Origin of the sequence: Micromonospora sonneratiae (assembly GCF_042679305.1) — a bacterium.
In the GTDB taxonomy this organism is placed as follows: domain Bacteria; phylum Actinomycetota; class Actinomycetes; order Mycobacteriales; family Micromonosporaceae; genus Micromonospora_H; species Micromonospora_H sonneratiae.
On the sequence record NZ_JBHTMP010000045.1, the window covers coordinates 1 to 19,884 of the forward strand.

General features: G+C 70.2%; 20 protein-coding genes. 5 read left to right on the forward strand and 15 right to left on the reverse strand.

The window, feature by feature from the left end; all coding sequences use genetic code 11:
* Positions 1-197 precede the first annotated feature (197 nt).
* The 4 genes from ACFQ4H_RS24520 to ACFQ4H_RS24535 all read right to left on the reverse strand — a co-directional run bounded on the left by ACFQ4H_RS24520 (position 198) and on the right by ACFQ4H_RS24535 (position 4,764).
* Entirely contained in the window at positions 198-1,097 is a 900-nt protein-coding gene (locus tag ACFQ4H_RS24520; RefSeq protein WP_377574579.1) for a serine hydrolase, read from the reverse strand.
* Positions 1,098-1,388: 291 nt separating this feature from the next.
* Positions 1,389-2,150, reverse strand: a complete 762-nt coding sequence (locus ACFQ4H_RS24525; protein WP_377574582.1) for a succinate dehydrogenase/fumarate reductase iron-sulfur subunit — start codon at positions 2,148-2,150, stop codon at positions 1,389-1,391.
* A complete protein-coding gene (locus tag ACFQ4H_RS24530) occupies positions 2,147-4,084 on the reverse strand; it encodes a fumarate reductase/succinate dehydrogenase flavoprotein subunit (protein WP_377574585.1) in 1,938 nt (645 codons plus the stop codon). Before ACFQ4H_RS24530 ends, ACFQ4H_RS24525 begins: the two co-directional genes overlap by 4 nt.
* Before the next feature lie 2 nt (positions 4,085-4,086).
* Entirely contained in the window at positions 4,087-4,764 is a 678-nt protein-coding gene (locus tag ACFQ4H_RS24535; RefSeq protein ID WP_377574588.1) for a succinate dehydrogenase cytochrome b subunit, read from the reverse strand.
* A gap of 80 nt (positions 4,765-4,844) precedes the next feature.
* Here ACFQ4H_RS24535 and ACFQ4H_RS24540 point away from each other — a divergent pair, with 80 nt between their 5' ends.
* Positions 4,845-5,789, forward strand: a complete 945-nt coding sequence (locus ACFQ4H_RS24540) for a LysR family transcriptional regulator (protein ID WP_377574591.1) — start codon at positions 4,845-4,847, stop codon at positions 5,787-5,789.
* Positions 5,790-5,794: 5 nt separating this feature from the next.
* Here the strand turns inward: ACFQ4H_RS24540 and ACFQ4H_RS24545 are convergent, their stop codons facing one another.
* The 3 genes from ACFQ4H_RS24545 to ACFQ4H_RS24555 are packed head-to-tail and all read right to left on the reverse strand — an operon-like array spanning position 5,795 to position 9,042.
* The gene (locus ACFQ4H_RS24545) at positions 5,795-6,940 is read right to left on the reverse strand and encodes a hypothetical protein (protein ID WP_377574594.1); all 1,146 of its coding nucleotides are present in this window, start codon (positions 6,938-6,940) and stop codon (positions 5,795-5,797) included.
* A 24-nt stretch (positions 6,941-6,964) separates the two neighbouring features.
* Positions 6,965-8,416: a nitronate monooxygenase gene (locus ACFQ4H_RS24550; RefSeq protein ID WP_377574598.1), complete on the reverse strand. Its 1,452-nt coding sequence runs from the start codon at positions 8,414-8,416 to the stop codon at positions 6,965-6,967.
* On the reverse strand, positions 8,416-9,042 hold the full coding sequence (locus tag ACFQ4H_RS24555; protein ID WP_377574601.1) for a biotin transporter BioY: 627 nt from the start codon (positions 9,040-9,042) through the stop codon (positions 8,416-8,418). The genes ACFQ4H_RS24550 and ACFQ4H_RS24555 overlap by 1 nt, the downstream gene beginning before the upstream one ends.
* A gap of 551 nt (positions 9,043-9,593) precedes the next feature.
* Between ACFQ4H_RS24555 and epsC the strand changes: the two genes are divergently transcribed.
* Together epsC and cysK are read left to right on the forward strand one after the other, a co-directional pair.
* Positions 9,594-10,166 (forward strand): serine O-acetyltransferase EpsC, encoded by a 573-nt coding sequence (gene epsC / locus ACFQ4H_RS24560; protein WP_377574603.1) that lies wholly within the window; start codon positions 9,594-9,596, stop codon positions 10,164-10,166.
* Positions 10,163-11,119, forward strand: coding sequence for a cysteine synthase A (gene cysK, locus ACFQ4H_RS24565; RefSeq protein WP_377574606.1), 957 nt, complete (start codon positions 10,163-10,165; stop codon positions 11,117-11,119). The genes epsC and cysK overlap by 4 nt, the downstream gene beginning before the upstream one ends.
* Here the strand turns inward: cysK and ACFQ4H_RS24570 are convergent.
* The 3 genes from ACFQ4H_RS24570 to ACFQ4H_RS24580 form a co-directional block, all read right to left on the reverse strand.
* The gene (locus tag ACFQ4H_RS24570) at positions 11,079-11,543 is read right to left on the reverse strand and encodes a hypothetical protein (RefSeq protein WP_377574609.1); all 465 of its coding nucleotides are present in this window, start codon (positions 11,541-11,543) and stop codon (positions 11,079-11,081) included. The genes cysK and ACFQ4H_RS24570 overlap by 41 nt on opposite strands.
* A 165-nt stretch (positions 11,544-11,708) precedes the next feature.
* Positions 11,709-12,248: a putative zinc-binding protein gene (locus tag ACFQ4H_RS24575; RefSeq protein WP_377574611.1), complete on the reverse strand. Its 540-nt coding sequence runs from the start codon at positions 12,246-12,248 to the stop codon at positions 11,709-11,711.
* The gene (locus ACFQ4H_RS24580) at positions 12,245-13,408 is read right to left on the reverse strand and encodes a TIGR04053 family radical SAM/SPASM domain-containing protein (protein ID WP_377574715.1); all 1,164 of its coding nucleotides are present in this window, start codon (positions 13,406-13,408) and stop codon (positions 12,245-12,247) included. The genes ACFQ4H_RS24575 and ACFQ4H_RS24580 overlap by 4 nt, the downstream gene beginning before the upstream one ends.
* Positions 13,409-13,741: 333 nt before the next feature.
* Here ACFQ4H_RS24580 and ACFQ4H_RS24585 point away from each other — a divergent pair, with 333 nt between their 5' ends.
* Complete coding sequence (locus tag ACFQ4H_RS24585; protein ID WP_377574614.1) at positions 13,742-14,164, forward strand: pyridoxamine 5'-phosphate oxidase family protein; 423 nt, start codon at positions 13,742-13,744, stop codon at positions 14,162-14,164.
* Between the two features lie 54 nt (positions 14,165-14,218).
* Here ACFQ4H_RS24585 and ACFQ4H_RS24590 read toward each other — a convergent pair whose 3' ends face one another.
* The 3 genes from ACFQ4H_RS24590 to ACFQ4H_RS24600 form a co-directional block, all read right to left on the reverse strand.
* Positions 14,219-14,863: a hypothetical protein gene (locus ACFQ4H_RS24590; RefSeq protein ID WP_377574617.1), complete on the reverse strand. Its 645-nt coding sequence runs from the start codon at positions 14,861-14,863 to the stop codon at positions 14,219-14,221.
* Positions 14,860-16,266 carry a selenium-binding family protein gene (locus ACFQ4H_RS24595; RefSeq protein WP_377574619.1) on the reverse strand — a complete coding sequence of 469 codons (1,407 nt, stop codon included), beginning with the start codon at positions 16,264-16,266 and terminating at the stop codon, positions 14,860-14,862. The genes ACFQ4H_RS24590 and ACFQ4H_RS24595 overlap by 4 nt, the downstream gene beginning before the upstream one ends.
* A gap of 327 nt (positions 16,267-16,593) precedes the next feature.
* A complete protein-coding gene (locus ACFQ4H_RS24600) occupies positions 16,594-17,040 on the reverse strand; it encodes a hypothetical protein (protein ID WP_377574622.1) in 447 nt (148 codons plus the stop codon).
* A 257-nt stretch (positions 17,041-17,297) separates the two neighbouring features.
* On the opposite strand from ACFQ4H_RS24600, the gene ACFQ4H_RS24605 reads away from it, so the two are divergent.
* Positions 17,298-17,669 carry a DUF4190 domain-containing protein gene (locus ACFQ4H_RS24605; protein WP_377574624.1) on the forward strand — a complete coding sequence of 124 codons (372 nt, stop codon included), beginning with the start codon at positions 17,298-17,300 and terminating at the stop codon, positions 17,667-17,669.
* Positions 17,670-17,695: 26 nt separating this feature from the next.
* On the opposite strand, the gene ACFQ4H_RS24610 is transcribed toward ACFQ4H_RS24605, so the two are convergent.
* Positions 17,696-18,448 carry a class F sortase gene (locus ACFQ4H_RS24610; protein WP_377574627.1) on the reverse strand — a complete coding sequence of 251 codons (753 nt, stop codon included), beginning with the start codon at positions 18,446-18,448 and terminating at the stop codon, positions 17,696-17,698.
* 26 nt (positions 18,449-18,474) lie between these two features.
* Positions 18,475-19,794: an endonuclease/exonuclease/phosphatase family protein gene (locus ACFQ4H_RS24615; protein ID WP_377574630.1), complete on the reverse strand. Its 1,320-nt coding sequence runs from the start codon at positions 19,792-19,794 to the stop codon at positions 18,475-18,477.
* Between the last annotated feature and the right edge of the window lie 90 nt (positions 19,795-19,884).

Here is a 19,884-nt window from a genome sequence, read left to right on the forward strand (position 1 = left end):
GTCCCGGACCGCCCAGACCGCAGCGGCGAGCCCGGCCACGGTCAGCAGCTGCCGGGTGCGCCGGCGTCGGCGGGCCCGTGCCATGCCCGCGCCGAATCCCACCCGCATCGGTGTCACCCCCTGTCGCCCCAACGGTAGTCACCGGGGGCTGGCTGGTCCCGCAGTCGGCCGGACAGCGGGACCGGCCAGCCGTCGTACTAACCGCCGTTGGTCGGGCGGTACACCGTGGCCCGGTGCGCCACGCGGGCGGCGGAGGGCAGGTCGGCGACCGCGGTGATGAACTGGCGTCCCATCGCCGCGCACGCCCGCCGGACCGGGTGGGTGGCACCGTAGTTGTCCGGGTCCGTCTGCCCGTCGGCGAACATCGCGTACGTCAGCACCGGCGCGCCGGCCTGGTTGAAGATGATGCCGGCCTCGTTACGGCCGTCGGCGTACCACCCGGCCTTGGTGGCGACCCGGGCCCGTTCGTCGGACGACATGTTGTGGCGGATGCCGTCGGTGAACGAGATGGGGGAGCGCAGCACGGTCAACAGGTGGTTGGTCGACGCCGCCGAGAGCAGGGTGCCGTCGACCAGCGCCCGCAGCAGGTTGTGCGTCTCCCGGGGCGTGGTGACACCGAGGAAGAACCGGTTGGGGCTGGACCCCGGTTGGACCTGTGTCTGCGGGAAGCCCTTGCCCGCCAGGATCTGGTTGATTTCCAGGGTCGGGCAGACCAGACCACAGATCCGGACGGCGGTGTCGTCCGAGACGGTCAGCAGCGCGGCGAGCCCGTGGCCTACCGTCACTGAGCTGGGGTACGCGCCGTCGAGGCTGAAGATGCCGTCGCCACCCGGGATGACCAGGGTGGAGGTCACGTCGATCCGCTGGTCGAGCGTGATCAGGCCCCGGTCGACCTTGTCCAGCACCGCGGCGGCGACCGCGATCTTGTTCACGCTGTATGCCTGGACCACCGCGTCCGGGTTCTTCTCCACGGTCGGAACGGCCGTGCCCGCCGGATCGGTGATGCTGATGTAGGTCCGCCAGTTGCCGCCCGCCCAACTCGCTGCCTGCTGATAGGCGACCTGTACCCGCTGCGCAGGCGTTGTGTTGACCGGCACTTCGTTTCTCCTCGGGCCGGCCGAGGCCGGCGTTGCTGAGCCGAGCACGACACCCGCGGTCGCCGCCGTACCGATCCCCAGCGCGGACCTGCGGTTGATTCCGGTTGCCAAATCGCCACTCCCGTTCCGGAAGGTTCCCCGTGATGGTGCTGCGGGCGACGATAGGCGAAATGATGGCCGATGTCCGCCCCGGCGGGCGGCCATCGGCCATCGGCTGGCCCGGTACGGCCAGATCAGAGCTATGTGGACGGTCGAAGGTCCCGACCGTGTTCCGGGTGTGTCGTCGTACGGCTACGTCCCGGGCGTGTCGTTGCGGATGGCGGCTGCCTTCAGGAAGTCACGGTTGAGCCGGCCGATGCTGGTCAGCGGGATCTCCTTCGGGCAGGCGACCGCGCACTCGCCGATGTTGGTGCACCCGCCGAAGCCGGCGGCGTCGTGCTCGGCCATCATGCCGATGACCCGGGTGTACCGCTCCGGCTGCCCCTGCGGCAGTAGGCCCAGTTGGCTGACCTTGGCGGCGGTGAACAGCATGCCGGAACCGTTCGGGCAGGCGGCGACGCAGGCACCGCAGCCGATGCAGGCGGCGTTCTCGAACGCGGCGTCGGCGTTGGCCTTCGCCACCGGCTGCGCGTGCGCCTCCGGCGCACTGCCGGTCGGTGCGGTGATGTAGCCACCGGCCGCGATGATCCGGTCGAACGCGTCCCGGTTGACGACGAGGTCCTTGATCACCGGGAACGCCTTGGCCCGCCACGGCTCGATGTCGATCGTCTCGCCGTCGGAGAAGTGCCGCATGTGCAGCTGGCAGGTGGTGGTGGCCCGCTCCGGACCGTGCGGCTCACCGTTGATGACCAGGCTGCAGGCACCGCAGATGCCTTCCCGGCAGTCGTGGTCGAAGGCGACCGGTTCCTCGCCGTCCAGGGTCAGGCGCTCGTTGAGGACATCGAGCATCTCCAGGAACGACATGTCCGGGGAGACGTCCGGGACCTGATAGGTGACCATCTGACCCCGGTCCTCGGGGCCGGCCTGTCGCCAGATACGAAGGGTCAGGTTCACTTGTAGCTCCGCTGAGTGGGGTGGACGTATTCGAAGACCAGGTCTTCCTTGTGCAGCACCGGCGGCTGGTCGGCACCGGTGAACTCCCAGGCGGCGACGTAGCTGAAGTGGGCGTCGTCGCGCTGTGCCTCGCCCTCGGGGGTCTGGCTCTCCCCCCGGAAGTGGCCACCACAGGACTCGGTACGGTGCAGGGCGTCGATGCACATCAGCTCGGCCAACTCGAAGAAGTCGGCGACCCGGCCGGCCTTCTCCAGCGCCTGGTTGAGGCCCTCACCGGTGCCGGGCACCTTGACCCGCTGCCAGAACTGCTCCCGCAGGGCGCGGATCTCGTCCAGCGCCTTGCGCAGGCCGGCGTCGGTCCGCTCCATGCCGCAGTGTTCCCACATGATTCGGCCGAGTTCCCGGTGGAACGAGTCGACGGTGCGGTCACCGTTGATCGCCAGCAGCCGGCTGACCCGGTCCTCGACGTCGGCCCGGGCCTGCGCCACCTCGGGGGTGCTCTCGTCGATCGGCGCGAACGGGCCGGCCGAGAGGTAGTCGGAGATGGTGTTGGGCAGGACGAAGTAGCCGTCGGCCAGACCCTGCATCAGGGCGGACGCCCCGAGCCGGTTGGCGCCGTGGTCGGAGAAGTTGGCCTCGCCGATCACGTAGAGCCCGGGGATGGTCGACTGGAGGTCGTAGTCGACCCACAGGCCACCCATCGTGTAGTGCACCGCCGGATAGATCCGCATCGGCACCTCGTACGGGTTCTCGCCGGTGATCCGCTGGTACATGTCGAACAGGTTGCCGTATCGTTCGGCGACGACCGACCGGCCGAGCCGGTTGATCGCGTCGGCGAAGTCGAGGTAGACGCCGAGGCCGGTCGGGCCGACGCCGCGTCCCTCGTCACAGACGTTCTTGGCGGCCCGGGAGGCGATGTCCCGGGGGACCAGGTTGCCGAAGGCGGGGTAGATCCGCTCCAGGTAGTAGTCGCGCTCGTTCTCCGGGATGTCCTTCGGGGAGCGCTTGTCGCCGACCTCCTTCGGCACCCACACCCGGCCGTCGTTACGCAGCGACTCGCTCATCAGGGTCAGCTTCGACTGGTGGTCGCCGGAGACCGGGATGCAGGTCGGGTGGATCTGGGTGTAGCAGGGGTTGGCGAAGAGAGCACCCTTGCGGTGTGCCCGCCAGGTCGCGGTGACGTTGCAGCCCTTGGCGTTGGTGGAGAGGTAGAAGACGTTGCCGTAACCGCCGGAGGCCAGCACGACCGCGTCGGCGAAGTCGGTGGTGATCTCGCCGGTGACCATGTCACGGACGACGATTCCCCGGGCCCGGCCGTCGACCACGATGAGTTCGAGCATCTCGTGGCGGGAGTTCATCTCCACGGTGCCCCGGGCGATCTGCCGTTCCAGCGCCTGGTACGCCCCGAGCAGCAGCTGCTGTCCGGTTTGTCCCCGGGCGTAGAAGGTCCGCTGCACCTGCGCGCCGCCGAAGGAGCGGGTGTCGAGCAGGCCGCCGTACTCCCGGGCGAACGGCACACCCTGCGCCACGCACTGGTCGATGATCTCCACCGAGACCTCGGCCAGCCGGTGCACGTTGGACTCCCGGGCCCGGAAGTCGCCGCCCTTGACGGTGTCGTAGAAGAGCCGGTGGATCGAGTCGCCGTCGTTGCGGTAGTTCTTGGCCGCGTTGATGCCGCCCTGCGCGGCGATCGAGTGGGCCCGGCGCGGGCTGTCCTGGTAGCAGTAGGACTTCACCTGGTAGCCCAGCTCGCCGAGGGTGGCGGCGGCCGAACCGCCGGCCAGCCCGGTGCCGACCACGATGACGGTCAGCTTGCGGCGGTTGGACGGGTTGACCAGCTTGGCGTTGAAGCGGCGGCGGTCCCAGCGGGTTTCGATCGGCCCGTCCGGTGCCTTGGTGTCGGCGATCGGGTCGCCTTCGGTGTAGAGGTTCATGATCAGCGCACCAATCCGGTGAGTACGGCGAAAGGAACCGCCAGGAAGCCGGCGCAAAGCACGATGGCGAAGACGAGGGCGAAGGCCTTGGCGGTGCGTTGACCGCGTGGGGTCTGCTGGCCGAGGCTGCGCAGCGCGCTGTAGACGCCGTGGCGCAGGTGGAACCCGAGCGCGACGACCGCCAGGGTGTAGAAGAGCGTCACGTACCAGCGGCTCGGGGCGAAGTCCGCGACCACGTTGGCGAACGGCCGATCCGGGTCACCGAGCGGGTTGAGCGTGCCGGTGGTGAGGTCCAGGATGTGGTAGATCACGAAGAGCAGGATGATCACGCCACCCCAGCGCATGGTCCGGGCCGCGTAGCTGGTCCGTACCGGGCGACGGTGGGCATACCGGACCGGCTGGGCGGCCTTCGCGCGTACGGCCAGCGCGGTGGCCGCGGCGATGTGCGCGATCACTGCGACCAGCAGCAGGATCCGCTGGATCCAGATGAACCAGGTGCCGGGCAGGATCGGGGCACCGAGTTGCCGTAGCCAGTGCGCATAGTGATCGAAGGACGTCTGGCCGGCGAACACCTTCAGGTTGCCCAACATGTGCGCGATGAGGAAGAGCACCAGAGCGATGCCGGTCACCGCCATGACGATCTTGAGGCCGATCGAGGAACGAAGCGGCGAACGGGACATGATTACCACTCATCTGACGCTAGGAGAGCTGTAATCAGTCGTCCAATGCATCGTAAGCGTAGTTACGATAGCTATAAGCTATGAAGATGCAACTCCATCAGCTGAGGTACTTCGTAGCGGTCGCAGAACTACGACATTTCACCCATGCGGCCGATGTTGTGGGCATCACCCAGCCGTCGTTGAGTAAGCAAATTCACGCCCTGGAGACCGACCTCGGCACCCCTCTCTTCGAGCGGGTAAGGGGAAACATCACCCTCACCGCCGCCGGCGAGGCCCTGCTGCCCCTCGCCAAACGGATCCTGGTGGACGTGGACACCGCCCGCCGCGAGGTCCAGGAACTCGTCGGACTGCGCCGTGGTCGGGTCCGCCTCGGGGCCACCCCGAGCCTGTGCACCTCGCTGGTCCCCGAGGCGCTGCGCCAGTTCCGGGACGCCCACCCCAACATCGACCTGCGGGTGGAGGAGAGCGGATCGCAGGACCTCGTACGGGCGCTGGTCCGTGGCTCGTTGGACCTGGCCTTGGTCATCCTGCCGACCCACGGACCAGACCCGGCGCTGCGGACCGAAGCGATCCTGCGGGAGAGTCTGGTGGTCGCCTCGGTTGACCGGCTGCCCGCGACCAGTGCGACCGGCACCGTACGCCTCACCGACCTACGGGAGCAGCCGTTGGTCATGTTCCGCGCCGGCTACGACCTACGGGACGTCACGATCCAGGCCTGCCGGCGGGTCGGCTTCGAGCCGACGCTGGCCGTCGACGGCGGTGAGATGGACGCCGTACTCAGCTTCGTCGCGGCCGGCCTGGGCGTGGCCCTGGTCCCGGGCATCGTGACCAGCCAACTGACCGGCCTCCGGGTAACCCAGATCGCGCCTCCGGGGGTCGAGCGCACGATCGCCCTCGCCCGGCGACGGGAGGCCGAACCGACCAACGCGGCGCGGGCCCTTCGTCGGATCCTGCTCGACTACGTGCGTACCTCGGCCGAACAGGGCAGCCTGCCACCCGGGGTGGAGGCCCTGTCGCCGAGCTGAACCGGTCAGCGGAGGCTGGCCCCGGCGACGGCGGATCGGCGTACGGACCCGGCGGACCTGCGTACGGACCGCCGACGCGTTACGGACAGCGCGACGGCGCACGCGACGAAGGTCAGCACCGATGCCACGTTCGCCACCCCGGCCCACCGCCAGACCGGTTCCACGGCGAGCGCGTCACCGAGGCCGATCCGCGCCAGCAACGAGACGTGCAGCAGGACCAGTGGCACGTAGAGCAGCCGGTGGTAGGGCAGGGGGCGGCGTAGCACGGCGGGCAGGATCACCGGCGCGTGGACGAAGATCATCGACATGGTGAAGCCGAGGAAGAGGGCGTGCAGGGTGGCGTCGTACCGGGTGCCGTCGACCGTGACCCCGGCACCGGCCCAGAGCAGGCCGGCCAGCGCCAGCCAGACGTACCCGGCCAGCAGTCCCACGGCCACGTAACGGGGCAGGGCGGTGGCACGCACCGTACGTCGGGCGACGTCGAAGACGGCCAGCCAGGCGACCACGGCGAGGAGCCCCACGCCGAAGAGGTGGGTTCCGGTCGACGGCCACACCGTGGCCGCCGTCGCACCGGTCACCAGCGCGCCCAGGGCGGCGACGAACCAACCCTGCGCGGCACGGTGCCGGAGCGCGACATGGGCCAGTTCCAGCCGCTCACCCGCGATCGTCGCCACGACGAACGTGGCCAGCCACGGCACGATCTCCGCGACCGGGAAGCCGGCCAGCCACAGCAGGGTCGCCGAATACCAGGCGAACGCCCCGGTGGCCTGGGCCAGCAACGCCACGCTCTGCTGCCGACGCCACAGCGCCCGGTAGATGCCGAGCAGGACCACCGATGCGGTCATCAGCAGCGCCTTGCCGGGCAGGGTGGCCCCGGTCACCACCAGGACCAGACCGCCGAGGCCGGAGCAGGCCGGCGCCAGCAACCCCCACCGGGCGCCGAGGGCGACCGCCCGTTCCAGTGCGATCAGGGTGCCGACGAAGCCCAGGACCATGAGCGGACCGTGCACCTGCTCCACCGGCCGCGGAGCCGCCGGCACCGACACACCGAGCAGCAGCAGCGCCGCGTACAGCCCGGTCATCAGCGCGATGCCGGCGGCGGCCAGTACGGGCAGCCGCCACCGGACCGGCACGCCGGTCGACTGGTTCATGGCGGGACTCATTCCGGTACCTCGTCAACACCGTACTTCGCCGAGCAGGTACGCGACGACGTCGGCGGCGCTGTAGTCGTCGCCCGGTCGGGTCAGTTGGGTCAGGAAGGCGAGGTCCTGCCCGAGCGTCACCAGTTGCGGCTCGGTGTAGCCGTCGGGGCGTCGCTGGCCCAGCCCGATCGTGGCGACGAGACCGTTGCACAGACAGTGGCTGCCCGTCGTCTCCTCCACCGACCCGCCCTTACGGACGTACTGGTCGACCGGCTCGGCCGGACAGCGGTAGCCGACCGCACCGTTGGCGCGGCGGTACGGCGTACGCAGGTATCCCAGGTCGCAGTTACGCGGCCGGTCCGCGTAGACGTCCGCGTCGGCGACGGTGCCCGACAGGTGCACCAGCTTGAACGGGAACCCGGTGGGAGAGGCCCGGGCATCGTTGCGTACGACCAGGGCGTCGTGGGCCGCGTCCCGCAGCATCCGGAGGCGCAGGACCGGATCCAGGCCCGATTCACGGCACAACGCGAAGGCCGTGCCCACCTGCACCCCGGCGGCACCGGCTGCCCGGGCCTCGGCCAGCCGCTCCGGGCCGGTCTGGCCGCCGGCCAGCCAGAACGGCAGCCCCAACTTCGCGACCTTTTCCAGGTCGAGGCGGTCCCGTGGCCCGTACACCGGCTCCCCGTCGGCGTTGAGGGTCAGCGGACCCCGGGGTCGGGCACTGTGCCCACCGGCGACCGGGCCCTCCAGGACGAAACCCTCAGGCCGGGTGGCCGGGTCCCGGGCCAGGTAGATGGCCAGCGTGGCGGACGACACGATCGCCAGTAGCCTCGGTCGCCGCAGTACGCCGGGCACCTCACCGAGCAGGTCCGGCGGATCGAGGGCCACGTGGTGCGTCTCGCCCGGGGCGGCGCCGTGCACCGTGACGGACAGCCGGGCCGGGGCGTGGACGCTCAGGGTGTCCAGCAACTGCGGTATCTCGGTGGGCAGGCCGGCGCCCATGAGCACGTAGTCCACCCCGGCCAACATGGCCCCGTACATCGCTGCCGGGGTGGCCAGCTGCATCTTCTCCAGGTAGTTCACCCCGACCGGGCCGTCATGCCCCTCCTTGGCCAGGAAGACCTCGACGAAGTTGGCGACCACCGCCAACTCCTCCTGGTGGCGGCGGTTCCGCAGGCCGATCCTCGGCACCGGCCGGAACGGCTGGTCGTCCGGTATGCCGTCGGGCATGAAGTACCGGTCGAGTACGCGCTGCGCGACGGCCGGAACCGGGAAGTGGGCCAGGGCCCGCCGGATGTGGCCGTCGTCGTCGCCGTGTTGCAACCGGCGGGCCAGCAGTACGTCGAGAGCGACACCGGAGACGACGCCGAGTTGGCCCGTCCGCGCCACCGCCCGGGCGAGCCGCCATCCCGAGATGCCGACACCCATTCCGCCCTGGATGACCACCGGGGGATCGACCATGGCCGGTGCCCCTGCGGCGGACATCAGCGGACCCGCTGGTCGTCGGCGGACTGCCCGGTCAGTCGGTGCATCAGCCGCCAGGCCGACGGCAGCAGACCGGCGGCCAGCAGTGCCTTGGCCGCGTCCCCGATCAGGAACGGAACCAGGCCCAGCGCCAGTGCCCCGGGCAGGTCAGTACCCGTCACGATGGCCAGCCACGGTACGCCGACCAGGTAGATCAGGGCGTTGCCAACCGCCATCAGACCGAGGGTGCGCCACGGCTTCCGGTCGGCTCCGGCTGCCGCCAGCCGGCCGACGAGTGCGGCGGCCAGTACGAAACCGAGCGAGTAGCCGAGGGTGGCGGTGCCCAGTCCGGCGGTGCCGCCAGCGAACCAGGGCACGCCGAGGCTGCCGGCCACGACGTACAGCAGCATGCCGGCTGCGCCACGCACCGGTCCCAGCGCCGCCCCGGCGACCAGCACGGCGAACGTCTGTCCGGTGACCGGAACCGGCGATCCGGGCAGCGGGAGCGCGACCTGCGCGGCAGCTCCTACCAGGGTGGCAGCGCCGACGACCAGGACCACGTCGCGGGCGACGGAACGGCCCCAAACATCCGCCAGCACTCCCTGGGTACGGCCGGGCATCGCCGCGCCCAACACGCCATTCGCCATCCTTGCTCCCCCTGTCGCCGTGTCCCGGGACACGACCACCATGTCTGTGCTGCGGCTGCCCCGCAGACCCCCCACTCGCCGTGTGCAGCGTGCTGGCCCGGCCCCCCGGTGCGGAAGAGTCATAGGTCCCGTCGTCGGATGTCCTTTGGACCGGACCGCGCCCGTCGGCGCACTGATGTCCCTTGGACCGGACCATGCCCGTCGGCGCACCGGACCACCGGGTAGCGGCGCAGGGGACGACCGGTACCGACGCGGCGGCGGGACCTTGGGCCCTGAATCCGGCCGTTGTTTCGCCGTAACGTCACTCGCATGAACGAATCGCGCACCCTGTGCCGGATGGCCGGCTGCCGATTCGCCGTACCGATGAGCGGCTGTCATGTGCGCCGCGTCTTCGACGAGTGGTGTCCTGCCCGCTGACTGCCCCATCCGAGGCCAGCATCGACGCGTCGGCCTGATCTTCGCTGCCGACGGCGTTCCCGTACGCCGATCTCCCCTCGTCACCGCATCCGGCCGCGCGAGCCTCCGCGCGGCCTTTCGCTGAGGAACCCAACATGCTCGACAACCTGCGTTCAGCGTGCCGTCGCGACCCGGCCCTGTACGGCATCGCAGTGCTCGAAGTACTGCTCTACCCCGGTCTGTGGGCGGTGGGCGCGTACCGGCTGGCACATCGTCTGCACCGCTGGCGGGTGCCGTTCCTACCCCGGCTGATCTCCCAACTGACCCGGCTGCTCACCGGCGTCGAGATCCATCCCGGGGCGCGGATCGGTCGTCGGCTGTTCATCGACCACGGTGCCGGGGTCGTCATCGGCGAGACCGCCCGGATCGGCGACGACGTGACCATGTACCACCGGGTCACCCTCGGCGGACGCGGCTGGTGGACCGACGGCAAAGCCAGCCAGCGGCATCCCACCGTCGGCAACCGGGTCGTGCTCGGCGTCGGCGCCACGCTGCTCGGCCCGGTCCACGTCGGCGACGACGCGCAGGTCGGAGCGCACTGTCTCGTGCTCGGCGACGTGCCAGCCGGCGCTCGGATCCGCGTACCCCATGCCTGGACGCCGCCGCGCCATCCCCGCCAACCTGACCGCCCCTACCCGACATCGGTAATCCAGGAGGAATCGCGATGATCTATCAAAATGTGACTGAGTTGATCGGCTACACCCCGATGGTGCGACTGGCGCGCTTCGCCGACGAGCTACCCGCTCGGCTGCTGGCGAAGCTGGAGTCGGCGAACCCGGGCGGCAGCGTGAAGGACCGCATCGCGCTGGCCATCGTCGACGACGCCGAGGCCAGCGGCGAACTCACCCCGGGTGCGTCGATCGTGGAGGCCACCAGCGGAAACACCGGTATCGGCCTGGCCATGGTCGCCGCCGCGCGGGGCTATCGCCTCACCCTGACCATGCCCGAGAGCATGAGCCTGGAACGGCGCAGCCTGCTGGCGGCGTACGGTGCGCAACTGGTCCTGACCCCGGCGGCCGAAGGAATGGCCGGTGCGGTACGCCGCGCCCTGACGATCGCCGACGAGCAGGGGGCGTTCCTACCCCGCCAGTTCGACAACCCCGCCAACCCGCAGGCGCACCGGCGGACCACCGCCCAGGAGATCTGGTCCGATACCAGGGGGGACGTCGACGTCTTCGTCGGCGGCGTCGGTACGGGCGGAACCATCACCGGGGTGGGCCAGGTGCTCAAGGAGAGGAATCCGGCGTTGCGGGTGGTCGCGGTGGAGCCGGCCGAGTCCCCGGTGCTCACCGGCGGTGCCGCGGGTCCCCACGGCATCCAGGGCATCGGTGCGGGTTTCGTGCCCGAGGTGCTCGACCGGAGTGTCTACGACGAGGTGCTGTGCGTCGACGTGGAGCAGGCCCGGAACGCTGCCCGCAGGTTGGCCCGCGTCGAGGGGCTGCTGGTCGGGGTGTCCGGCGGTGCTGCCCTGCACGCCGCCCACGTCGTGGCGCAGCGGCCCGAGTACGCCGGTGCCACCGTGGTGGTGGTACTCCCGGACACCGGCGAGCGTTACCTCAGCACACCACTGTTCGCGACCACTACCCCAGCAGGGCCCAGGCCAGGAACGCCAACCCCGTGATGGTGAACAGCCCGGCCAGGCCGAGGGCCAGCAGGGTGATCTGCCAGGCCTGGTAGGCGCCGAGCAGCGCGCCACGCAGCGTCTGCCCCATGAAGGCCATCTCCCGCAACTTGGCGAGTCGTTCGTCGGTCCGTCCGCTCGTCTTCAACTCGTCGGCGATCTCCGCGTAGGTGCGTCCGCCGGTGGCCTTCGTCACGTGCGCCGCGATGAGGTCCGAGTACGCCTTCGCCTGGTCGCCGGTGCGCACCTGCGCACCGGCGTAGCGGGCCAACCTGTCGGGCAGTTCCTCCCTGGCCGGGAAGGAGATCCGCTGCTCCGCCAGCTCCTGGATGATGGCTCTGCGGCCGGCGAGACCACGGACCGCGATGATCGGACCAGCTACGAGAAGCACTATGCCGGTGATCGTGAGAATGATCGAAACCATGTCGTCAATGGTCCGACCGGGTGCAGCCGGCGGGCAGAGCCCGACGTCCCGGGATCGGCTGGCCACAGGTCCCGTCGTGGCGACTTCTACGGGCAGCCCGGGCTGCCCGTCGTCTCAGGCCACCCGTTCCACGCCGCCCGGTTCAGCCACAGGTCGTCCTCCGGTCTACCGTTCGTCGGGTTCGGGCCGCTGTCCGCCGGCTCCGGGCTGCTGCTCGCCGGGTTCGGGCTGCGGTCCGCCAGGTCCAGGCTGCTGTCCGCCGTGCGTGGAAGCGGTGAGGGCGCTGGCAGCGGTGACCACCACCGGCAGCAGCCGTTGCGCATCCTGTTCGTCGAAGTCGGCGTGTCGACGCTTGCGAATGCCGTACCGGCTGAGGATGACATGGCTGTCCGGTGTGATCCCGTGTCGACCCAGCGTTGCCTGTACGCAGACCAGCGGACAGCCGTCCAGCGCCAGGATCGGTCGGCCGGACCGGGCAAGGCGTAACAGGGAGGGCACGTCCCCGCCCAGGCCCGCTATGCAGGACATCTCTGCGGCCTCCAGTCGATCGAGCCTGATCGCCAGGGCGTTGGCCAGCTGAGCGGCACTGGAACAGCCCGAGCAGGAGTAGACGATCGGCTTGTCGCTGCCCGGGCGCGCGGCCCGGCCGGGCCTTGCACCGGCGTCGGAACCCGTACCGCCGCTGGGGCGATCGTCAGCGGTCACGGCAGCACCTCGGTCAGGTCGGCGAGGTAGGGGAACGACCCGGGGCGGTAGCTACAGGCCGGTTCTTCGGCGTACAGGTCGCCGGTCACCGCGTACGCCCGGGCCCGGGAGCCACCACACACGGTCCGGAACTCGCAGTCGCCGCACCGGCCCTGTAGCCGGCCCGGGTCACGCAGGCTGGTGAAGAGCTCACCGGTGCGGTAGATGTCGACCAGCCGTTGCTGCCGTACGTTGCCGGCGTCCACCGGGAGGAACCCGCTGGGGTGAACCTCGCCACGGTGGGAGATGAAGACGAAGCCGTTGCCGGCACTCACCTGTAGCGGAGCTCGGCGGGTTCGGCGTGGCTGGTCGGTGAGGGCCAACTCGTCGAGTCGACCCCGAAGCTGGTGGTACAGCGGGCCGAGGCCGAGCGCCTCAGCCGGCGGTACGCCATGGCGGGCCAGTACGGCTCGTTGCAGGCAGACCCGCCGGAAGTGGTGCGCCTCGGTGGTCTTGACCGGCACGTTCTCGCCCAGGTCGTACAGGACGTTGAGCACATCCTCGGTCTCGTTGGCGTCGAGCGCCAGCAGGGCCCGCCCCCGGCCGGTGGGGACCAGGAAGAACACGCTCCACAGCAGGGCGCCTCGGTCGCGTACCTGGGCGGCGATGTCGGGCAGATCCCCGACGTTCTGCCGGGTCACGGTCGTGTTGATCTGGACCTTCAAGCCCAGCGCGATGGCGTCCTCCCAGGCCCGGGTGGTCAGGTCGTACACGCCGTCGACGCCCCGGAAGCCGTCGTGGGCCGACGCGCCGGCCGCGTCCAGGCTCAGCGAGATGGCGCGGGTGCCGGCCTGATGCAGCTCGGCGAGCGCCGCTCTGGTGAGGGTGGGCGTGCCGGACGGGGAGACCGACATCGGCAGCCCGAGTTCGGTGCCCCGGCGTACCAGCGTCATCAGGTCGGGGCGCTGGAAGGGGTCACCGCCGGTGATGACGAACAGGGGTGACGGACGGCCGAACTCGGCCACCTGGGCCATGAGGTCGGTCGCCTCGGCAGTGGTCAGCTCGCCGGGGTCGCGGTCCGGCCGGGCCGAGGCCCGGCAGTGGCGGCAGGCCAGCGGGCACGCCTGTGTCGCCTCCCAGATCACGATGAACGGCCGGTCGGCGGTGTCCCGCTTCGGCACCCGTACGCTGCGGGTGGACGTTCCTGGGCTGCCGCTCGACGCTGGTACCTGGATGCTGGTTCTGGCAGTGTGCACCGCTGATCTCCCACTCGCTGGCGAACCGGTGGCCCTGCTCATCCACCCGTTGCTGGTTGTTACGACTGAATGGTCACTCGCTGACTCGCCGCGCAGGGTGTGGGCCACGGGACCTTTGGCCCGTCCGATCGGGCCCTTCGGCCTTTTCTGCGACACCTCGTCCCGGCAGTCTGGAAATCGGATTCGACTGTCCGGACACGTCCTTCGCCCTTGGTCGGCGGGTCGAGTCTTCGGTAGGCGGCGTGGCGAAGGAGTGCGATGCACGATCGGCGGATGCTGGAGGAACTGCCTCGACAGGAGGCCCTACGGCTACTGGCCAGTGTCCCCATGGGGCGGGTGGTGTTCACCCAGCGGGCGTTGCCGGCGATCCGGCCGGTGAACCACATCCTGGACGGGGGAGAGGTCGTAATCCGGACCAATCTCTCCTCGTCGGTCGCCACCACGGTCGGCCACCAGCCCGAAGCGGTGGTCGCCTACGAAGCCGACGACATCGACACCGACAGTCGTACGGGGTGGAGCGTGGTCATCACCGGGGTCGCCCGCCTCGTCCGGGACCCACTGGACCGGGCACGCTACGAGTCGTTGCTGCGTCCCTGGGTGGAGAACCGGGGCGACTGTGTGTTGCGTATCCGGCCGGACATCGCCACGGGCTTCCGGGTGACGCCGTACCAGGGGAACTGACCGGGCAGCCACGACGAACTGATCCGGGACCACGGCTGCGGGCCGGGCCACCGGTCAGAGGGTGGTGGCCAGGGTGACCAGCCCGGCGGCGACCAGCACCCCGGCCCAGAGCCGGTCCACGTTGAACCAGGCCCGGCGCAGCACCCCCACCCCGACCACCTCGTAGACCAGCAGCGCCAGCACCAGTGCGGTGCCGAACATCGCGACGGTGTGCAGACCGGCGGCGGCCAGTCCGGTCAGCGCACCGGCCGGTGCCGCCGCCAGATGACCGACGTGCCCCGTGTCGGCCGAAGCCGGTGCCGGGCCGGTCAGCAACACCGGCAGCAGCATCAGTCCGGCACCGTGCACCGAGGACATCAGGAACGACCAACCGCCGAGCTGGACCAGCGACAGGCGCATCCCGGCCCACCGGAAGTGCCGCTGGGAGAGCAGCCGCCACAGGCCGAAGCCGACGAGTACGAGCCCACCGCCGACCGCGACCGCCGTACTCGCCCCGGCCGAGCGGGTGGCCGTGACCAGGCTGGCCACGACCGCCACCGAAGCGAGGTGACCGATCGCGATCGGTGGCAGCGAGCGCAGCAGCGCGCCCCGGCTCCGTTCCTGTAGACCACGGGCGACCGCGAACAGCCAGCCCATCGCCGGGTTGAGACCGTGGAACGCCCCGAGCGCGGCCAGCGCGACCAACTGACTCCAGGTCACGGGAAGCAGTACGAGTCAGACGACGCATCGCCGCCCTGGAGACGCGTCTGGTGCACCCGCAGCCCCCGGAAGTCCTCGCCGTGGGGGAAGAACCGGTGGTCCAGGGCCAGCCCACCCTCGGCCGGGTCCACGTCGAGCTTGGCCTGCCACGCGCCGACCCCGTCCGGATAGAACTGGTCGTCCCAGGAGCCGTAGAGGGAGTTGGTGACGTAGACCCGTCGACCGTCCCGGCTGATCTCGACCATCTGCGGCCCACCGGAGAGTGGCTCGGTGGGCGCGGCCGGGTGCGGGGTACGCCGGACGATGCCGCCGAGGCGTACCGACCCGGTCTGCACGGGGTGGAACGGATCACTGACGTCGTACTGCCGCAGTTCTCCGGTGCCCCAACAGGAGACGTACAGGAACCGGTCGTCGACCGAGAGGTCGATGTCGGTCACCAGGGGTGGTACGGCCCCGAACCCCTTGAGCAGGTCGGGCAGGTCCGCCGGGTCGGCCGGCTCGGCCGGAATGTCGATGACCCTGGTGGCGGCCCAGCGTTCGCCGTCGCGGTGCCAGAGCCAGACCGAGGCGGAGAGGTCCTCGACGTTGACCACGACACCGGCGAAGCCGTACGTCTTCGTCGGGTCGTGTGCGGGTCGCAGCTCCAGCGTCATCTGGTACTGGTCACCGAGGTCGACGGTCTGCACATGACGGCGACGGGCCAGGTCCCAGAAGTGCAGGGCGTGGCCGTACCGGCGACCGAGGAGCAACTCCGGGACGATCCCGTCCTCGACCATGGACGGCGTGCCCCACTCCGAGGTGACCAGCACGTCGTGGTTGAGGTGCCACCACATGTCGTACGCGAGGAACTGCGGTCCCCGGTCGGCCTCCCACGCCCCACGGACCTCGAACGAGGTGTGGTCGAGGATGGCGATGCCGCCCGGACCGTCGCGGCCGTCGGCGCCACCCAGCGCGGAGACGTAGATGCCGTCAGGGCCACAGTGGATGGTGTGCGGGCGGGAGTAGCCGGCGCGGTCGGCCAGCTCCTCCGGCTGGATCACCTTCACCACCTCGGGCTTGCGGGGATCGGCCTTGGTGTCCAGCACGTAGATTCGCGACGAACGCAACCCGGGCACGATCAGGTAGCGGCGCTCGACGTGCGGGTGCGGGGCGGTCGGACAGAGGGCGCTGCTACACGCGTTCCACCCGAAGTGGTGCAACTCGTCGCCAAGGTGAGGTAGGTCCGTCCAGCCGACCACCTGCCCGTAGGAGGTGGAGTCCGGGTCGGTGTCCACGACGGCGATCGCGTCGGGTCGACCGGCGGTACGGTCGAACGCGGCGACGTAGGCGAGCTTCTCGGGTGGCGCGCCCGCCGCGTCCCGAGGCGATGGATAGAAGGTCGGATCCGGGGTCCATCGGGTCATCCGGGCTCCTCGGTAGGGTGGGGAGGGCGTCCCGTCGCATCGATCATCGTCAGCGACTGAGGATATCCTAGTGAATTGATAGGCTATTCCGACAGTCCTGGTGGCGGACCGTTTCGCCCGACCGTCAAGATCTCCGTGACCGGGGAGTACGTCTCGCGTGTCGCCGGTGCGTCGGCAGGCGCATCCCTGATCACGGGGATCCGCGCAAATCGGGTACGGCGTGCCAGCGCGCTCCGACGCAGTCTCAGGCGGCACACTGGCCGGTTCGTTCCGCCGAGTCCTCAGGCCTCACCGGCACACGAACAACTCGGGTGCCCCGGGAGGGGCCTACCGGCCGGCCCGGGGCGGGTACGACACACCGGTGGTCGGCCGTCTCCGGAGCCGGCTCCAGCAGATACCGACGAACAGGGCCACCGCGATCGAGCCGAACAACGCAGGTGTCGTCGCCCAGCTGAGCCGGCTGGTGGTGGCCATGTCGTCGACCGCGAAGACGTCGACGGTGCCTCCGACGTCCTCGCCGCCGACACCGCTGATGGTTCCCGCCCCACTGCCTCCGTCGTCGAACACCCAGGAGCCTCGGCAGACGTTGTACTTGCCCTCCTTCGCGCAGCGCTCGACCTGGGCCGTCGCCGGTTGCCCGGTGACCAGGCGCGACACGTCGTCCATCGGGATGGTGCAGAAGACCCCGAGCAGGACGACCAGTAGCGCGGCCGGGAAGAGGGTCCGCCGCCAGAACGAACCGCCACCAGCGTCGGGTCTGCCTCTGTGGATCATGGCAGCCATGTTAGCCAGCACCGTCCAACAGCTGGTCAACCGGTTGCATGCCGCCTGATGACGAGTCGTGATCAGTACGCCATGGGCCCTACGTTGCCCGGCTGGCGTACCCGGTGCCCTGATCACCGAGTCTGCTGCGAAAGGCGGCAGCCACGAGGAGGTGTCAGGGTGGGATCGGGGGACCCGTTTCGTGAGTGGTCGAGGCCGGTCCGGGGCGAGGTACGCGAGACTGTGTCGATGAATCTAAAGTGCTCGACATGACTGAACCCGGTCCCAGTCCTGATCCAGCGCCGACCCCTGACCTCGACCCGGTTCCGGTTCCGGTTCCGGTTCCGCGTCCGCAGACCTCGACTGTCGCCGTCGTGAGCCTGATCGCCGGCATCTTCAGCGCGGTGGGCGGCTGCCTGCTCTGTGGGCTCCCGCCGATCGTGGCCATCGTTACCGGACATCTCGGCATCGCCCACACCCGTCGCGGCGAGAGCAGCGGATTCGGGATGGCTCTCGCCGGGCTGATCCTGGGGTACGTGTTGGTACTCCCCACCCTCCTGTTGCTCTTCACCGGCCTGTTCTCTGCGGTTGACTACGCGGGGCTACCGCACTTCGTCGACGACTTCTTCGACAGCTTCTGATTGGGTTCTGAGCGTCGGATCCGTCCTCACCGTGGCCGGGCGACGACTACTCGATTGGACTCGTAGCCGACCTCACCACCGAGCCACCGACCGCCGCAGGTGACGAGTACGAGCCGGTGCGGACCCTCCTGCCCGAACAGGTCGGGTGCCCGCTGCGGCAGTTCGTTCTTGGACAGGGTGTGCACCTCGCTGATCCGGTACCGGTGGGCACGTCCACGTTCGTCGACGACCTCGACGTTCCCACCGGATTCGGCCCGCCAGAGTTCGGCGAACGGGCCGGTGGTCGACTGCCAGGTCACGTGGCCGGCCAGCACGACTGCCCCGGCCCTGGCGTTCAGGGCCGCCCCCCACCAGGTGGCCTCACGTACGCCATCGGGTACGGGCAGTGTGCCGTCCGGGCCGATCTCCCGGCGTACGAGTCGGGCCGTACCGCCCTGCGGCAGCCGTACGGCCGGGCCGGGCAGTTGCTGGGTTTCGTCCGGTGGGCCCCGGAAACCGGCCTGCCCGGCGCTTGCCGGGGCCTCGCCGGTTGCCACCGCGCGGTCAGGGTGCCCCACGTTCGAGCCGGCGGTGGCTACGGCCCGAGCGGTGGCACCGGCCGGAGCGGTGGATACGGCCCGAGGGGCGGCGGTGGCTACGGCCCGAGGGGCGGCGGTGGGCGGCTCGGGGCCGGACGCGACCAACACCAGGATGGCTGCCCCGGCCAGGCCCGTCACCGCCGCGACGAGTGAGCGGGCCGGGCGGGTGACGGGCCGGGAGCGGTTCAGCCGGACGTTCATCGGCGGCCTTCGGGCCGTTGTCCGGCTCAACGGTCGGTGGGTTTCCGCCGTGGGCGCGCGGGCCAGCGACGCCACCCGGTCAGCACCAGAGCGGACAGCGTGAGGGCCGAAGCGGCGAGGGCGGCGGCAATGGGACCGGCCGAGTGCCGGGTTTCGCTGGCCGCGCCTGCCCACGCCCCGGTTGGCTCCTGACCGACGGCGGACTGCCCGTCCGGGGAGGAGGTACCGGTCCCCGAGTCGCCGAGCGTGCTCTGCGAGGGGTCGTCGCCCTGGTGGCCGGCCGGGACCTTGGTGGGCACCCCCGGCTTGAGGCGTAGCGCTGCCACCAGGCCGGCGTGATCGGAGGGCCAGAGCCCGTTGGGCGTACGGTCCCGCACCTGGTTTCCGATCAGGTGGGCGGAGACCGCCGACAGGGGTGTCCGCTGGTAGAAGACGTAGTCGATGCGTCGGTCCAGTTTGGATGGCAGGTTACGGAGGTCGGGGTCCTGAGTGGCGGTGAACCCGTCGCCGGGGCCGTGGACGGTCTGCCAGGCGTCGGCATAGCCGCCGTTGGTGAACGTGCCGTACGGGCCCGTCGCGTCGGTGGGCGGGGAGTTGAAGTCGCCGATCGCGACGACCGGCAACGGCGACTGCGCCAGTGCCGCGTACAGCTCCTGCCCCTGGGCGTTGCGGATGGCCGGCGCCTGGGGCTCCAGGTGCGTGGTGGCGACCCGGACCCGGGTTCGCTGGTAGGCCAGACCGACGTCCACCGCCGACCAGCCGCGCGGGATGGTGAAGGTGATCCCGGCCGGGGAGTTGACCACGAGTTTCGCGGTGTAGAGGTGCGACTGTGCGTTCGTCACCCGGAGTCCGTCCTGTACGAGGATCGCATCCCGGTCCGTGAAGCTTGCCTGTTCGGTGGCGCTGATCGGCACCGCACCACTGAACGTGGTGTCGATCGCGGCGGCCCGGTAGTGCAGACCGGCCCTGCGCAGCTCACGCAGCAGGATGTCCAGGAAGTCGTAGGTGACCTGGAGTTGGCCACCCAGCGGCCCCTTCTTCCACAGCGCCACCTCCTGTAGGCCGACGACGTTGGGGCGGTCCTTCCTGAGCAGGCGAGAGATGGCCCGGGCGCGGGCGGGGAAGTCGGTGGCGACCACCTGGGCGTAGGCGATCCCGGCCCGCCTGACGAGTTCCTGTTGCGTCGGTGCCGTGACCAGGGGCGTCAGGTCAGCGCCCTGGTAGATGTTGTACGTGGCGACCTTGAGCTGCTGCTTGTCCCGGGCCTGGGCCGGTGTGGCCGGACCCAGCGCTGCGGCGACGGCCAGTCCTGCGGCGGCGAGTAGCGCCGTCAGTCTCCGTGTCATCTGCTTCTCCTCGCACCGCTTCCGGCTCCGCGTGATGCGGGGACACCGGGGGAACGTTGGGCACGATGACCGTAACGTGAAATAACCTAT

Coding starts and splice junctions, on each gene's coding strand:
- ACFQ4H_RS24530 (WP_377574585.1), bottom strand. CDS start 4,084: ATGAACCTCTACACCGAAGGCGACCCGATCGCCGACACCAAGGCACCG.
- epsC (WP_377574603.1), top strand. CDS start 9,594: ATGCTCGACAACCTGCGTTCAGCGTGCCGTCGCGACCCGGCCCTGTAC.
- ACFQ4H_RS24540 (WP_377574591.1), top strand. CDS start 4,845: ATGAAGATGCAACTCCATCAGCTGAGGTACTTCGTAGCGGTCGCAGAA.
- cysK (WP_377574606.1), top strand. CDS start 10,163: ATGATCTATCAAAATGTGACTGAGTTGATCGGCTACACCCCGATGGTG.
- ACFQ4H_RS24610 (WP_377574627.1), bottom strand. CDS start 18,448: ATGAACGTCCGGCTGAACCGCTCCCGGCCCGTCACCCGCCCGGCCCGC.
- ACFQ4H_RS24550 (WP_377574598.1), bottom strand. CDS start 8,416: ATGTCCGCCGCAGGGGCACCGGCCATGGTCGATCCCCCGGTGGTCATC.
- ACFQ4H_RS24595 (WP_377574619.1), bottom strand. CDS start 16,266: ATGACCCGATGGACCCCGGATCCGACCTTCTATCCATCGCCTCGGGAC.
- ACFQ4H_RS24600 (WP_377574622.1), bottom strand. CDS start 17,040: ATGATCCACAGAGGCAGACCCGACGCTGGTGGCGGTTCGTTCTGGCGG.
- ACFQ4H_RS24545 (WP_377574594.1), bottom strand. CDS start 6,940: ATGAACCAGTCGACCGGCGTGCCGGTCCGGTGGCGGCTGCCCGTACTG.
- ACFQ4H_RS24555 (WP_377574601.1), bottom strand. CDS start 9,042: ATGGCGAATGGCGTGTTGGGCGCGGCGATGCCCGGCCGTACCCAGGGA.
- ACFQ4H_RS24615 (WP_377574630.1), bottom strand. CDS start 19,794: ATGACACGGAGACTGACGGCGCTACTCGCCGCCGCAGGACTGGCCGTC.
- ACFQ4H_RS24570 (WP_377574609.1), bottom strand. CDS start 11,543: ATGGTTTCGATCATTCTCACGATCACCGGCATAGTGCTTCTCGTAGCT.
- ACFQ4H_RS24535 (WP_377574588.1), bottom strand. CDS start 4,764: ATGTCCCGTTCGCCGCTTCGTTCCTCGATCGGCCTCAAGATCGTCATG.
- ACFQ4H_RS24585 (WP_377574614.1), top strand. CDS start 13,742: ATGCACGATCGGCGGATGCTGGAGGAACTGCCTCGACAGGAGGCCCTA.
- ACFQ4H_RS24605 (WP_377574624.1), top strand. CDS start 17,298: ATGACTGAACCCGGTCCCAGTCCTGATCCAGCGCCGACCCCTGACCTC.